The organism is Streptomyces sp. F001 (assembly GCF_004187715.1).
In the GTDB taxonomy this organism is placed as follows: Bacteria; Actinomycetota; Actinomycetes; order Streptomycetales; family Streptomycetaceae; genus Streptomyces; species Streptomyces flavusporus.
On sequence record NZ_QZWF01000001.1, the window covers coordinates 314,327 to 328,098 of the forward strand.

At 71.6% G+C, this 13,772-nt stretch carries 11 protein-coding genes and 2 pseudogenes; 5 read left to right on the forward strand and 8 right to left on the reverse strand.

Annotation, left to right across the window (positions count from 1 at the left end; all coding sequences use genetic code 11):
- Window positions 1–334 precede the first annotated feature (334 nt).
- The gene (locus StrepF001_RS01505) at window positions 335–799 is read left to right on the forward strand and encodes a cyclic nucleotide-binding domain-containing protein (RefSeq protein WP_129796438.1); all 465 of its coding nucleotides are present in this window, start codon (window positions 335–337) and stop codon (window positions 797–799) included.
- Between the two features lie 52 nt (window positions 800–851).
- Here StrepF001_RS01505 and StrepF001_RS01510 read toward each other — a convergent pair whose 3' ends face one another.
- From StrepF001_RS01510 to StrepF001_RS01535, 6 genes and pseudogenes are all read right to left on the reverse strand, one after another.
- A complete protein-coding gene (locus tag StrepF001_RS01510) occupies window positions 852–1,544 on the reverse strand; it encodes a response regulator transcription factor (RefSeq protein WP_129796439.1) in 693 nt (230 codons plus the stop codon).
- A gap of 147 nt (window positions 1,545–1,691) precedes the next feature.
- A complete protein-coding gene (locus StrepF001_RS01515) occupies window positions 1,692–4,073 on the reverse strand; it encodes a phosphoketolase family protein (protein ID WP_129796440.1) in 2,382 nt (793 codons plus the stop codon).
- 382 nt (window positions 4,074–4,455) lie between these two features.
- A pseudogene (locus StrepF001_RS01520) lies at window positions 4,456–5,722 on the reverse strand (MFS transporter).
- A gap of 157 nt (window positions 5,723–5,879) precedes the next feature.
- A complete protein-coding gene (locus StrepF001_RS01525; RefSeq protein ID WP_224739586.1) occupies window positions 5,880–6,203 on the reverse strand; it encodes a hypothetical protein in 324 nt (107 codons plus the stop codon).
- Window positions 6,204–6,244: 41 nt separating this feature from the next.
- Complete coding sequence (locus StrepF001_RS01530) at window positions 6,245–7,450, reverse strand: globin domain-containing protein (protein WP_129796441.1); 1,206 nt, start codon at window positions 7,448–7,450, stop codon at window positions 6,245–6,247.
- 261 nt (window positions 7,451–7,711) lie between these two features.
- The gene (locus StrepF001_RS01535; RefSeq protein WP_129796442.1) at window positions 7,712–7,861 is read right to left on the reverse strand and encodes a universal stress protein; all 150 of its coding nucleotides are present in this window, start codon (window positions 7,859–7,861) and stop codon (window positions 7,712–7,714) included.
- A gap of 299 nt (window positions 7,862–8,160) precedes the next feature.
- On the opposite strand from StrepF001_RS01535, the gene abc-f reads away from it, so the two are divergent.
- Together abc-f and StrepF001_RS01545 are read left to right on the forward strand one after the other, a co-directional pair.
- The gene (gene abc-f, locus StrepF001_RS01540) at window positions 8,161–9,813 is read left to right on the forward strand and encodes a ribosomal protection-like ABC-F family protein (RefSeq protein ID WP_129797474.1); all 1,653 of its coding nucleotides are present in this window, start codon (window positions 8,161–8,163) and stop codon (window positions 9,811–9,813) included.
- An 89-nt stretch (window positions 9,814–9,902) separates the two neighbouring features.
- Entirely contained in the window at window positions 9,903–10,853 is a 951-nt protein-coding gene (locus StrepF001_RS01545; protein ID WP_129796444.1) for a phosphotransferase, read from the forward strand.
- Window positions 10,854–10,885: 32 nt separating this feature from the next.
- On the opposite strand, the pseudogene StrepF001_RS01550 reads toward StrepF001_RS01545, so the two are convergent.
- Window positions 10,886–11,331: pseudogene (locus tag StrepF001_RS01550) on the reverse strand (site-specific integrase); the annotation flags it as partial.
- A gap of 395 nt (window positions 11,332–11,726) precedes the next feature.
- Here StrepF001_RS01550 and StrepF001_RS01555 point away from each other — a divergent pair.
- Entirely contained in the window at window positions 11,727–12,416 is a 690-nt protein-coding gene (locus tag StrepF001_RS01555) for a pyridoxamine 5'-phosphate oxidase family protein (protein ID WP_129796445.1), read from the forward strand.
- Between the two features lie 117 nt (window positions 12,417–12,533).
- Entirely contained in the window at window positions 12,534–13,274 is a 741-nt protein-coding gene (locus StrepF001_RS01560) for a maleylpyruvate isomerase family mycothiol-dependent enzyme (protein WP_129796446.1), read from the forward strand.
- Window positions 13,275–13,290: 16 nt separating this feature from the next.
- Here StrepF001_RS01560 and StrepF001_RS01565 read toward each other — a convergent pair whose 3' ends face one another.
- Window positions 13,291–13,695, reverse strand: coding sequence for a MarR family transcriptional regulator (locus tag StrepF001_RS01565; RefSeq protein ID WP_129796447.1), 405 nt, complete (start codon window positions 13,693–13,695; stop codon window positions 13,291–13,293).
- Window positions 13,696–13,772 lie beyond the last annotated feature (77 nt).

Consider the following 13,772-nt stretch of genomic DNA (forward strand, 5'->3'; position numbering starts at 1 on the left):
GCCGCCTGCCGCTTCCTGCCTTGCCTGCCCGATGTCGGCCCGGTCTGTGCGGCCACCGCTCCGCCCCTTCCTCAGGCCTCGTCGCCCATCTGGATGCTCGGTTCGGTCTCACCAGGGAACGCCGTTCCTCGCCTTGCCTCAAACTCTGGCATCGACACCCGACACCTCATGGTTTTTGTTGCGCCGAACGGCCGCCCGGCAGCAGGCGGTCTGCCGTATGCAGCCGCCTGGCCCGAGTGGTCCCTGACCAGGGCCGTGTGGCCCATGGGCACGGGCCGTACCGTGCCTGCACGCTGGAAGCGGCAGGTCCCCAGACCCTCACCGGAGGCAGGTCATGACCGCTCCCACCGCCCTCAGCATCCTGCGCGCCCTGCCCGCCGAGCACCGGCAGCGGCTGATGCGGATCCCACGGGAAGTGATGTTCCCCCAGGGCACCCGTCTGTTCGAGGAGGGTGGCCGGGCAGAGCGGTTCTGGATCATCCGCACCGGCGCGGTCGCCCTCGACCTGCATGTCCCCGGTCGCCGGGCCGCTGTCATCGAGACCCTCGGTCACAACGAACTCATCGGCTGGTCATGGTTGTTCGCCCCGCACGTCTGGCATCTGGGCGCGGAGGCGACCTCGCCGGTCCGGGCGTACGAGTTCGACGCCACGGCCGTGCGCACGATGTGCCAGGACGACCCCGGGTTCGGCCTGTCCATCACCCAGTGGGTGGGCGACATCCTCGCCCACCGGCTGCACTCGACCCGTACCCGCCTGCTCGACCTGTACGCCCCGTACGGCAGCGGCAGCGTCGTCTGACCCAGCCGGGCCCGAGTCAGCGGCCGGCACGCCCCTGGATGCGGATGCCGGCTCAGTGCCCTTGCTGCCTCAGCCGGTCCCGGGCCTGGCTGGCGATCATCGCGGCCTGGATGCGCCGCTCGACACCGAGCTTCGCCAGCAGGCGGGAGATGTGGTTCTTCACGGTCTTCTCGGCCAGGTACAGTCGCTGCCCGATCTGGCGGTTGGTCAGGCCCTCGCCGATCAGCGCCAGAATCTCCCGCTCCCGGTCGGTCAGGCCCGGCAGCCCCTCCGGCTCCGGTTCCTGCTGCTGCCCTCCGCGGAGCCTGGCCATCAGCCTGGTCGTGGCGCTCGGGTCGAGCAGCGACTGGCCACGTGCCACGGTGCGTACGGCCGACACCAGGTCGGAGCCCTGGATCTGTTTGAGGACGTACCCGGACGCGCCCGCCATGATCGAGTCCAGCAGGGCCTCCTCGTCGTCGAACGAGGTCAGCATCAGGCAGGCCAGCTCGGGCATGCGCGAGCGCAGCTCCCGGCACACGGTCACACCGTCGCCGTCCGGCAGCCGGATGTCGAGCACCGCCACGTCCGGGCGCAACGCCGGGACACGCACCAGTGCCTGCTCGACCGTGCCGGCCTCGCCGACCACCGAGATGTCCGGCTCGTCGTCGAGCAGGTCGCGCACTCCCCGCCGTACCACTTCGTGGTCGTCCAGCAGGAAGACCCGGATCGGGCTGCCGGGGCCGGACTGCTCACTGTCCGCCATCAGTTACTCCTCGTGTCCGTGTGTCGCGTTCCTTGCCGGTGCCCGGTCGTGGGCGAACCCGGCCTCTCCTCCAGATCCTGCTCGCCTCAGGGCCGAAGGGACAGGGCCGATCGGCCCTGTCCCTTCGAACCCGCCTCACCGCGCCGGTCAGCCGTCCCAGGTCCAGTCGGCGACTTCCGGCAGGTCGGTGCCGTGCTCGCGGATCCAGTCGTGGTGGCGCAGCCGCACGTCCTCCATCCGCTGCCGTACGGCCGCGGCGCGCACCGCGAGGCCGGGAACGCGGTCGATGACGTCCATGACCAGGCGGTAGCGGTCGAGATCGTTGCGGACGACCATGTCGAACGGCGTGGTCGTGGTGCCGATCTCCTTGTACCCGCGCACGTGCAGATGCCGGTGTCCGGTGCGGCGGTAGGCGAGCCGGTGGATCAGCCAGGGATAGCCGTGGTAGGCGAAGATCACCGGCTTGTCGGGGGTGAACAGGCCGTTGTATTCGAATTCGGTCATGCCGTGCGGGTGTTCCCCGCTCGGCATCAGCCGCGCGATGTCGACCACGTTGACCACGCGCACCGACAGCTCCGGCAGGTGGCGGCGCAGCAACTGCGCGGCGGCCAGCACCTCCTGGGTGGGAACGTCGCCGGCGCAGGCCAGTACCACGTCCGCTTCGCCGCCGTTCTCCGTCCCGGCCCACTCCCAGATCCCGGCGCCGCGCGCGCAGTGGACGCGGGCCTGCTCCATGGAGAGCCAGTCGAAGCAGGGCTGCTTCCCGGCGACGATCACGTTGACGTAGTCGCGGCTGCGCAGCGCGTGATCGGCCACCGAGAGCAGCGTGTTGGCGTCCGGTGGCAGGTAGACCCGTACCGCTTCCGGGCTCTTGTTCATGATGTGGTCGACGAAACCGGGGTCCTGGTGGGAGAAGCCGTTGTGGTCCTGGCGCCACACGTGCGAGGTGAGCAGGTAGTTGAGGGAGGCGATGGGGGCGCGCCAGGGCAGGCCGCGGGTGACGCGCAGCCACTTGATGTGCTGGTTGACCATCGAGTCGACGATGTGGACGAAGGCCTCGTAGCAGGAGAACAGGCCGTGCCGTCCGGTGAGGAGGTAGCCCTCCAGCCAGCCCTGACAGGTGTGCTCGGAGAGGATCTCCATCACCCGGCCGTGCCGGTCGAGGTGCTCGTCGACGTCCAGGGTGCCGGCCTGCCAGGCCTTGCCGCTGGCGGCGTAGACCGCCTGGAGGCGGTTGGAGGCGGTCTCGTCAGGGCCGACCAGGCGGAAGTCGCGTCGTTCGGCGGTCGCCCTCATGACGTGTTCCAGGAAGTCGCCCAGCACGCGGGTCGGCTCGTGCAGCGTGGCGCCGGGCTTGTCGACGTCGACCGCGTACGACTCCAATGGCGGAAGCGGGAGTTCGCGCAGCAGCAGGCCCCCGTTGGCGTGCGGGGTGGCGCCGAGCCGACGGGCGCCCTCGGGGATGCAGGCCAGAACCTCCGGCCGGGGGCAGCCCTGCTCGTCGAACAACTCCTCCGGGCGGTAGGAGCGCAGCCAGTCCTCCAGCTGCCGTAGGTGCTGGTGATTGTCCCGTACGGCAGACAGCGGGACCTGGTGGGAGCGCCACGTGCCTTCCACCGGCAGGCCGTCGACTTCGGCCGGTCCTGTCCAGCCCTTGGGGGTGCGCAGCACGATGACCGGCCACCGGGGGCGCTCAGCCGCGCCCTGCTCGCGGGCGGCGTGCTGGATCGCGGCGATGCGGTCCAGGGCGGTGTCCATGGCGTGCGCCATCGCCTGGTGTACGGCGGCCGGGTCGTCGCCCGTCACGTGGATCGGGTCGTGGCCATACCCTTCGAGCAGGGCGTCGAGTTCGGCTTCGGGGAGCCGGGCCAGCACGGTCGGGTTGGCGATCTTGTAGCCGTTGAGGTGGAGAATCGGCAGGACGGCACCGTCGTGGACCGGGTCGAGGAACTTGTTGGAGTGCCAGGAGGCGGCCAGGGGGCCCGTCTCCGCCTCGCCGTCGCCGATGACGCAGGCGACGATCAGGTCGGGGGCGTCCAGTGCGGCCCCGTAAGCATGGGAGAGCGAATAGCCCAGCTCACCGCCCTCGTGGATCGAGCCGGGCGTCTCCGGCGCGACGTGGCTGGGTACCCCGCCCGGGAACGAGAACTGCTTGAACAGCCGCGCCATGCCGGCCGCGTCCCGGGTGACATCGGGGTAGGTCCGGGTGTACGAGCCTTCCAACCAGGAACCTGCGACCACTGCGGGGCCGCCGTGGCCGGGCCCCCAGATGCACAGGGCATTCAGGCCGCGGGCCCGGATGACACGGTTGAGGTGGGTGTACACGAGGTTGAGGCCGGGGGACGTGCCCCAGTGGCCCAGCAGCCGCGGCTTGACGTGCTCGGGCCGCAGCGGCTCGGTCAGCAGCGGGTTGGCCATGAGGTAGATCTGGCCGACGGACAGGTAGTTCGCGGCACGCCAGTGGGCGTTCAGCGTCCTGAGCTCGTCATCGGTGAGGTGGGCGGGCGCCTGCGAGGTGTCGACGGACATCTGGGTCCCCTTCCGGATCGGGGTTCGGCGGCAGGTGCATGTCGTTCCGCACCAGACCACCCTCCGACGGATCCCCGGGTACCCGACAGGGCCGATCGGACCACACCCACCCGCTGAAGGGGCCGGGACACCGCTGAGCGCTCCGCTGGAAGTCCGGTACGCCACCCGCGGGTGCGTCGCGGCTGGTCGCGCCCACGGTGGGAGTCCACCCGCTCGAGCGAAGCCGAGAGTGAGGAAGGAGCCGCATCCAGATGGAGCCCCGCGCCCCTGTCGGGCGCTGCCGAACCGCACCGGACTTCGCCGAGTCCACTCAAAACCGCACGATGGCCACAGGGCGGCGGAAGCGGTGCGGCAGGGTGTGCGCCATGGTGCCGGCACCCGCTCAGTGCTGCTGCGCGGGCACGCGCCGGGAGACGGCGTGGCGCACGCCGGTGCCGGTGAAGGCGAGGGCCGCTGCCGCGACCAGCGCGAGCAGGGCCAAGCCGATCGCGTACGTGCCGCCGTAGAGGGAACCCATCACCAGCGGCGGGAGGAAGCCGCCCAGGCCGCCCGCGGCGCCGACGACGCCGGTGACGGAGCCGACCTGGTTGGCCGGGGTCAGCAGGGCCACCAGGGCGAAGGTCGCCCCGCTGCCTGCGCCGAGCGCGGCGGCCATGGAAAGGAAGGCGATCGTGCCCACCGGGGCCAGGGCCGGGGTGAACGACTGCACCACCGCTCCGGCGACGACCACGGCCAGCGAGCCGGCCAGCACCCGGACCGGGCCCAGCCGGTCCGACAGCCAGCCGCCCACCGGGCGCATCGCCACCGCGAGCAGCACGAACCCGGCCATCCGGTTCGCGGCGTCGGCCTGGGTGAGGCCGTAGCCGGTCCTCAGGTAGGTGGGCAGGTAGACGGAGAGGCCACGTAGCCGCCGAAGGCCACCGCGTACAGGGCGGATGCCTGCCAGGTGATGCCGAGGCGGGCGGTGGCGGCGAGGCGGCGGGCCAGCGGCTCGGTGGGCACGGTGCGTCCGGGTGCGTCGCGCAGCAGCAGCGCGGCCACCACCGCGTAGACCGCGAGTACACCGGCGGTGATCAGGAACGGGGTCGCCATGGTGTTCGCGTCCACCAGCTTCACCGTGGTCAGCGCGCTGATCGCGGTGCCGCCCATGCCGGCGCCGAAGACGCCGATGGCAAGTCCGCGCCGCTCGGGCGGGAACCAGGCGCTGACGAGCGGCACACCGACGGCGAACGCGGTGCCGCCGATGCCGAGGAAGAAGCCGCCGATCAGGAGGGCGGTGAGGGAGGAGTGTCCGGCCAGACCGAGGTAGAGCACCGGCACGATGGTGGCCGCCGACACGATCGGGAACATCACCCGGCCGCCGACACGATCGGGAACATCACCCGGCCGCCGTACCGGTCGGTCAGGGCGCCGACCGGGATCCGGCCTAGCGACCCGACCACCACCGGCACCGCGACCAGCAGCGACTGCTCGAAGGAGGTCAGGTCGAGGCTGTCCTTGAAGCGGGGTCCGAGCGGGCTGAGCAGCGCCCACGCCCAGAAGTTCACGGCGAAGCCCACCGTCGCCAGGGCCAGCATCAACCAGGCTCTGCCGGGCGGCGACGAGCCCGGTCCTGACGTGTCCCTGTCGTTCCTCGCCGACTCGAGCATGCCGTCCGTCCCTTCCTCGGGCGATAGCACGGCACCGGACAGCAGTGACCAGGCCGTCCCACCAGACGCACCTGTGTCCAAGTTGCCCACGCGGCTCAGTCGAAACAGCGGCTGCGGATCGGTGTGGACGCGCCGGGAACCCGGTGGAAGGGCGGACTCAGGAACGCGGCGACAACGTCTTCGCCTGCGCTTCGTATCCGGCGAGGCAGAGCCTGAGACTGCACTGGTCCTCGGCCTCGACGAACACCTGCTGTCCCCAGTAGGTGGTGAGGCGGTGCGCGACGTCGACCAGCCGACGGCGGTCTTCCGGCGTATACGCCGGGAAACGCGCCCAGCCCTGGTCGGCGACCTTGTTGCCGAGTTCGCTGAACAACACAGCCCGGAAGCGCTGCTCTTCCTCGTCGGTCAGCGGTGTGGTGGCGCCCTCCGCGGGCAGCACCCGGACGTTGTAAAGGTCTCGTATCACTGCGCGGCTCGCCATCCACTCAAGGTCGGTGCGCCAGAGCCTACCGGCCGGTTCGCTCAGCCCTCCGCCTGGGCCAGCCACAGGTCGGGGCCGAAGACCTCGTACCGGATCCTGCGCGCGGGGACGCCTGCCTGCAGCAACTGGGCGCGCACGGCACGCATGAAGGGCAGCGCGCCGCACAGGTAGACGTCGGCGTCCGTGGGCAGGTTCTGGTCGCCCAGGTCCATCAGTCCGGTACGGGCACCCGGTTCGTCGGCGGCGTCCTGCTCGTACCAGAACTGGGCCTGGGCATCCGGCAGTTCATCGATGATCCGGCGGGTGTCCGCACGCAGGGCGTGGTCGGCCGGGGAGCGGTCGGCGTGCAGCACGCGAACCGGGCGCTCCGAGCCGGTCGCCGCGAGGTGCTCCAGCATGCCGACCATCGGGGTGCAGCCGATGCCCGCCGAGACCAGCAGCAGCGAGGTGTCGGCGTTGTCGAGCACCACGTCGCCGAACGGTGCGGACAGGGTCAGCTCGGCACCGGTGCGGACGGTGCGGTGCAGGTGGTTGGAGACCTCACCCTCCGGCGCGGCGGCCACGCTCGCGACCCGCTTGACGGTGATGCGCCGCATCTGGTCGCCGGGCGCGTTCGACAGGCTGTACTGGCGGACCTGGTGCACGCCGTCGGTCATCCGCGCCCGGACGCTGACGTACTGCCCGGCACGGGCGGGCGGCACCGGGCCGCCGTCGGCCGGGCGCAGCAGGAAGGACACGGCGTCGGGGGTCTCCTCACGGCGCTCCACCACGGTCCACTGCCGCCAGGGATGACGCGGGTCGACCTGCGCCTCCTGATAGAGCCGGGCCTCCAGGGCGATCAGGGCGCCGGCCATCAGCCAGTACACCTCGTCCCAGGCAGCGGCGACCTCAGGGGTGACCGCGTCGCCGAGCACGTCGCCGATGGCACGGAACAGGTACTTGTGGACGACCGTGTACTGTTCCTCGGTCACGCCCAGCGCGGCATGCTTGTGCGCGATCCGGGACAGCAGCGCGTCCGGCCGGGTCTCGGGATCGGCGAGCAGCGCCGTGGCGAACGCCGCTATGGACCCGGCCAATGCCCTGCGCTGTTCGCCGCTGGCCTGGTTGCCACGGTTGAACAAACCGTCCAGCAGCTCGGGGTGCTCACTGAACATCTGCTCGTAGAAACGTGCCGTGATGTCGTCCAGGGCCCCGCCGACGGCGGGCAGGGTGGCACGGATGACAGCGGCCGACTCGGGCGTAAGCATGGGTCTCCTACAGAGTACGGGTGTTCGAGGAAGGGCCGCTCGCAATCGCAGCCATGTCCCGTCTATCAGGTCGGATCCGCCTCATTGGCCGTGATTGCGGCCCCAGTGGTCGATTGGGGCCGAACGTCCCTGGACATCGGACCGTTCGGCCCCACAGGCCGGGCATGGTCCGGGTCCGGACGGCCCTACCGATCCGCCCGCGCCCTCAGGCATCGCTGCAGTCCAGCCGGCGTGGGCCGGAGGCGTGGTCGGCCTCTGGTTTCAGCGCCACTGCGGGACGACGGTCACCGGGCAGTACGCCTGCGCTGCCACCGCGAGACTGACCGAGCCGAGCAGCAACTCGGTGACCGTTCCACGCCCGCGGTGCCCCATGACGAGGGCCGCGGGACCCTTCACGATGTGCTCCGGCATCCCCGTTCCGGGGCGCGGCCCAGGCTGCCGCCGAGGTCAACGCCTTCGTACCGCTCCCACAGGGAGGCGTACATCAGGTGTCCCCGACCCGGCGCCTGGCCCGCGGTACACCTTCTGCGGGACGGCGGACTCGGGCGGTGATGCGGATCACGGGCTTCGCACCACGCACGAATGGAGGCGAGACGGTCCGTCTTGTTATGGTGAGGGCATGGCTTTCCTTTTCTTCGTCTGAGTCCGGGCACGGCCGACACCGCCGTTTCTGCTGCCCGTAGACCCTTCGCATGCCCAGGGAAAGTCATATGCGCGACCGCGCCCATACCGCCCTGCCCACCACCGCCCCCGCGGCCGTGGCGCAGCTGTCCGTCAAGAACGTCACCAAGTGCTACGGCACCCGGACCGTCCTCGACCAGGTCTCCTTCACCGTCCGCCCAGGAGAGAAGGCCGCCGTCATCGGTGAGAACGGCTCCGGCAAGTCCACCCTGCTGCGGCTGCTCGCCGCGGCCGAGGGGCCGGACACCGGGGAGATCAGCGTCAGCTTCCCCGGCGGCACCGGACACCTCGCCCAGACCCTCGACCTCGACCCGGACCGCACCGTGCAGGACGCCGTCGACCTCGCCCTGACCGAACTGCGCGACATGGAGCGCCGGCTGCGCACGGCGGAGGAGCGTCTCGGCGAGGCGTCGCAGGACGAGCTCGCCGCGTACGGCGAGCTGCTGATCGCGTACGAGGAATGCGGCGGATACGAGGCGGACGCCCGTGTGAATGCCGCGATGCACGGCCTCGGGCTCGCCCGGGTCACCCGCGACCGCCCGCTCGGCTCGCTCTCCGGCGGGGAGCAGTCGCGGCTGGCGCTCGCCTGCGTGCTGGCCGCCGCCCCCGAGCTGCTGCTCCTGGACGAGCCGACGAACCACCTCGACGCGGCGGCCGTGCGCTGGCTGGAGGAACACCTGCGGGCGCACCGCGGCACCGTCGTCGCGGTCACCCACGACCGCGGCTTCCTGGAGCGCATCGCCACCACGATCCTCGAGGTCGACCGGGACGCGCGCACCGTGCGCCGGTACGGCGACGGCTGGGCCGGCTACCGCGCCGCGAAGGCCGCCGCCCGGCGCGGCGCGGAGCAGCGGTACGCGGACTGGGCCGAGGAGGTGGCCCGCATGGAGGAGCTGCTCGAGGCCGCAGGGAGGCGGCTTGCCACCACCGGCCGCGACCCGAAGCAGGGCTTCGGCAAGCACCGCCGGTCCAGCGAGGCGAAGCTCGGCGGGCAGGTGCGCTCCGTCCGGGAGCGCCTGGCCCAGCTGCGACGCAACCCCGTGGCGGCACCACTGGAACCCCTGCGGTTCACGGCGGCACTGTCGGCGGCAGACGGCCCGGCCCAGGGCCCCCTCGCCGAGTTCGACGGCGTACGGGTCGGCGAGCGGCTGCGTCTGGACGGGCTCCTGGCGATCACCCCCGGACAGCGGCTGCTGGTCACGGGCGAGAACGGCGCGGGCAAGACGACGCTCCTGCGCGTCCTGGCGGGCGACCTGGAGCCGGACGCGGGCGCGGTACGCCGCGCTGCCCGGATCGGCTACCTCGCGCAGGAGCTGCCCGTGCGCTCCACGCGGCTCCCGCTGCTCGCCGCGTTCGCGGCCGGGCGGCCCGGACTGCCGGAGGAGTACGCCGAACAGCTGCTGGCCCTGGGCCTGTTCCGCGAGGAGGACCTGCACGTCCCGGTCGCCGCCCTGTCCGCGGGACAGCAGCGGCGGCTGCAGATCGCCCGCCTGGTGACCCGGCCCGCGGACCTCCTCGTCCTCGACGAGCCGACCAACCACATCGCGCTCGACCTGGTCGAGGACCTTCAGGCGGCGCTCGCGGCGTACCCGGGGGCGGTGGTCGCGGTCTCGCACGACCGCGGCTTCCGCGCACGCTTCGAAGGGGAGCGGCTGGAGTTGCGCGCCGGCCGCAGGTGCTGACCCTCTCGGGTCCGCCTCCGCCGCGAACGGCCCGCGCCCCCGCCCCGGCCTGCCCAACATCCGGAAAAATCCACCGAAACGATGGAGCCATGACCACCTTCCTGACACCACAACAGCTCGCCGACCGCACCTCCGCCGCCGTCGAGGCGGCCGTCGCGGCAGGGCGCGAGCTCGGCCTGACCGTCACCGACCCCACGGTGCTCCACGACGTCTTCTCCGTCGTCGTCCACCTGGCGCCCTCGCCGGTCGTGGCCCGGATTCCCACCGTCCTGCCTCGCCCGGACGATCTGATCGCCCTCGCGCGCCGCCAGCAGGGCGAGCTGGACGTGACACGGTGGCTCGACAACCAGGGAATCCCCGTGATCGCACCCAGCCCGCTCGTGCCGCGGGAACCCGTGCAGCGCGACGGGTTCTCCATGACGTTCTGGCCGTTCGTCGAGGAGGACCGGGACAAGGAACCCGACTACGTGGCGAACGCCGAGAGCGTCGCCGACCTGCACGCGGCCCTGCGCGCCTACCCGGGCCGCCTGGAGTTTCTGTCCGCGGCCGAACCGCGGTTCATCGCGGAAAGCCTCGCCCGGCTCGACCAGCACCCCAGCCTGATCGGTGCGGCCGAGCTGGACCGCGCCCGCCGCGAGTGGCAGATCCTCGAACCCCTTGTGCGCTCACGCAGGGCCTTCGAGACCCGGTTCCCGGGCATCGGCCTCCAGCCCATCCACGGCGACTCCCCGCCCGCGAACATCTTCTCCGGGGTGGACGGCGACCTCTACGCCGACTTCGAACTGGTCACGCTGGGGCCCGTCGAGTGGGACCTGGCCGCTCTCGGGTCCGAGCACGAAGCCGCCTACAACCGCGGCGCGCGGCGCAACAGCACGAGGCCGCTCGACGAGGAGGTCCTGGGCTTCGTCAACGCCCTGGGCATGCTGCGGGTCATCGCCACCCTCATGCTGGTCCCGCAGCTTCCCGAGCTGATGGAGTACCTCGAGCCGGCCGTCGACCAGTGGCAGACGATGCCCTTCGCCGGCGGCATGGCCGGCTGACACCGACAAGTACACGGCAGCCATCGGACACCCTCCGCCCGCGCGCACGTCTCGTACAGCATCCGGCAGAGCGTCTTCCCCCGCAGGTGGACCTCACGGCGGGCGATCAGCCGGTCGATGGCCGTCCTCGAGCGGGCCGGGGTCTCCGAGTCCGGTGGGGTGAGCCGCTTCGTCCAGGCCGGGAGGGACCATGGTGCCCGCGCTCGCCGCACCAGCCGAGCCAGGACAGCACGGAGGCCCGGCGCGCGTTCCAAGTAGTGACCGCGGCCTCGCCCCACAGCAGTTCGGGGGCCTCGCCGATCTCGTCGTCCGCGACAGACGCCGGCGGCCGGTCCTCACCGAGCCGCTCGGCCGTCCTGCCCACTCCGATCCCATGGTTGCGGACCGTGTTCGGGTTGCCGAGCGAGTCGAGGAACGCGTCGGCCGCCGCGCGGACGGTCAGCGCCTTCCCGGCGGGCAGGCGGACGACGGTGGACACCCGAATTCCCTTCCCCGGGCAACAGGGCCGCTTCGCGCACGGCGTCGCGGCCGTTCCCGCAGCTCGCGATCAGCAACGTCACAGGTAATGGTGTTATCTGCTACAGGTTTCGGACATGGTCCGAGACAAGCCGGACGGGCCGGTGTACGGCAGGGCCGGCCGGCCCTGCCGACGGCACTTCATGGAGCCCGACGGGACCCCATCCCGGCGATCGGACCTTTCGACCCACCCGCTCGGACAAATAAGGACTTTCGACCCAAGCGAATGTCGCTTGCCCAGGCAACGCTGAACCTGCGGAGCCACCCCCGGTACCGCATCCACGCCCGTCCGGTGCCCGGCCCCTCCGACGAACCCCGAGGGAGTACGCAGGCGGCGCGACGAGAGGACGTGAGGACATGGCCAAGCAGACATCGCCGAACCTGGTGAGCCCCGCTGAGGGACTCCGGCCGGGCGACCTCGGACGCCGCCTCGCCCGGCGACGCGCCGAAGCCGGCCTGACGCTGCACGAAACGGCCGCGCGGGCGGGCGTACCGCCGAGCTACCTGCAGTATCTGGAGGAGTGCCCCACCGGACTGCCGGGTACGGGCGTCCTTCGCAAGCTGGCGGGCAGCTTGGGGACCTCTCTGAACGAGCTCACCGGTGGCCGCGCCGACCTGCCGACCGGCCTCGGGCAGGCCGCACGCGCCCCCGTGTTCGTGGAGCTGAGCGTCCAGGAGTGCCGGACGCTGCTGTCGACGCACGGCGTGGGGAGGGTCGCGGTGCCCGACATCTCGGGGCCGGTCGTCGTCCCCGTCAACTACAGCGTCGTCGACGGTGCGATCGTCTTCAGGACCGCCCCCGGCACGACGCCCTGGCGGGCTGTCGACACCCAGGTCGCCTTCGAGGTCGATCACGTCGACGACGCACTCAGCCAGGGCTGGAGTGTGCTGGTACGCGGCCACGCCCGGGCCGTGACGGATCCCGACGCGGTGAGCCGACTGGAGAGGCAGGCGTACAGCGCCCCCTGGGTCGGCGGCCGGCGGGATGTGTGGGTGAGCATCGAGCCCCTGAGCATGACCGGGCGTCGGATCGTGTCCAGCCTGTAGCTCCGCAGCGGCCCAGCTGCTCGAACGGTTGGGCCGGACCTGCACGGCTTCTTGATCACGGGCCAGGCCGTCGTACCTCTTCCCTTCGACCCCGCTCCATGCGGCAGACTCGGCGCCATGCAGACCGCCGACTTCGTCCGCACACTCGACCGGGAGGGCCGCGCCCTGGCCCTGGCTGCCACGGCGGCCGGCACCGAGGCCAAGGTGCCGACCTGCCCGGACTGGCAGGTGAAGGACCTGCTGCGGCACACGGGCATGGTGCACCGCTGGGCGACGGCGTTCGTCGCCGAGGCGCGCACCTCGTACCACCCCGGCGAGGGGCTCCCCGACCTCGACGGCGCCGACCTCGTGACCTGGTTCCGCGAGGGGCACCGCCGACTCGTCGACACCCTCACCGCCGCCCGACCCGACGTCGCTTGCTGGCACTTCCTGCCCGCCCCGTCGCCGCTTGCGTTCTGGGCCAGGCGGCAGGCACACGAGACGACCGTGCACCGGGTCGACGCGGAGGCGGCACGCGGCGGTACGGGCGAGGAGATCGCCGTCGACTTCGCGGTGGACGGCATCGACGAGTTGCTGCGCGGGTTCCACGCCCGCAGCAAGAGCAGGCTCCGCACCGACATGCCCCGGGTGCTGCGGGTGCGGGTGACGGACGCGGACGACGCGGTGTGGACCGTACGGCTGTCACCCGAACCACCCGTGACGGAGCGGAGCGACGCGGGTGCCGCCGACTGTGAACTGGCCGGACCGGCCGCACGGCTCTACCTGGCACTGTGGAACCGGTTGCCGTTCCCCGGCGCCACCGGTGACGCCTCGCTGGCCGACCTGTGGCGGGAGAAGTCGGCCGTCGTCTGGAGCTGATCCCCGCTCCGGAGCGTCAGCCGGCCGAGCCGCCCGCCAGCATCCGGCTCAGCACCGCCCGCTGCACCGGCAGCACCTCACCGTGCAGGGCGCGGCCCTTGCCGGTGAGCGCCACTCGGACGCCGCGACGGTCCTCCGGGCACATCGCGCGTTCGACGAGCCCGTCCTTCTCCAGCCGCGCGATCAGCCGCGACAGCGCACTCTGGGTGAGATGGACGCGCTCGGAGATCTCCTGGACGCGGTACGCGCAGACGCCGTCCGCCGCGGCGCCGCCGGCCAGGACGTCGAGCACCTCGAAATCACTGGCGCACAGGCCGTGTCGGTGCAGGGCACGGTCGATCTCGCACTGCGTGCGTGCATGCAGTGCGAGGATGCCCCGCCACTGCTCCACAAGCGCCGGCTCGGCGCTTTTCGTCGCCATGTCCGCACGGTAGCAGAGAAGTAAATTCGCTACGCAGGCATTAAATGCACTTGCAATCAATGCATGTGCATGTAGTG

Bases quoted from the DNA above. Each gene is read 5' to 3' on its own strand.
- StrepF001_RS01505 (WP_129796438.1), top strand. From the start codon at position 335: ATGACCGCTCCCACCGCCCTCAGCATCCTGCGCGCCCTGCCCGCCGAG.
- StrepF001_RS01510 (WP_129796439.1), bottom strand. From the start codon at position 1,544: ATGGCGGACAGTGAGCAGTCCGGCCCCGGCAGCCCGATCCGGGTCTTC.
- StrepF001_RS01515 (WP_129796440.1), bottom strand. From the start codon at position 4,073: ATGTCCGTCGACACCTCGCAGGCGCCCGCCCACCTCACCGATGACGAG.
- StrepF001_RS01525 (WP_224739586.1), bottom strand. From the start codon at position 6,203: ATGGCGAGCCGCGCAGTGATACGAGACCTTTACAACGTCCGGGTGCTG.
- StrepF001_RS01530 (WP_129796441.1), bottom strand. From the start codon at position 7,450: ATGCTTACGCCCGAGTCGGCCGCTGTCATCCGTGCCACCCTGCCCGCC.
- StrepF001_RS01535 (WP_129796442.1), bottom strand. From the start codon at position 7,861: ATGCCGGAGCACATCGTGAAGGGTCCCGCGGCCCTCGTCATGGGGCAC.
- abc-f (WP_129797474.1), top strand. From the start codon at position 8,161: ATGCGCGACCGCGCCCATACCGCCCTGCCCACCACCGCCCCCGCGGCC.
- StrepF001_RS01545 (WP_129796444.1), top strand. From the start codon at position 9,903: ATGACCACCTTCCTGACACCACAACAGCTCGCCGACCGCACCTCCGCC.
- StrepF001_RS01555 (WP_129796445.1), top strand. From the start codon at position 11,727: ATGGCCAAGCAGACATCGCCGAACCTGGTGAGCCCCGCTGAGGGACTC.
- StrepF001_RS01560 (WP_129796446.1), top strand. From the start codon at position 12,534: ATGCAGACCGCCGACTTCGTCCGCACACTCGACCGGGAGGGCCGCGCC.
- StrepF001_RS01565 (WP_129796447.1), bottom strand. From the start codon at position 13,695: ATGGCGACGAAAAGCGCCGAGCCGGCGCTTGTGGAGCAGTGGCGGGGC.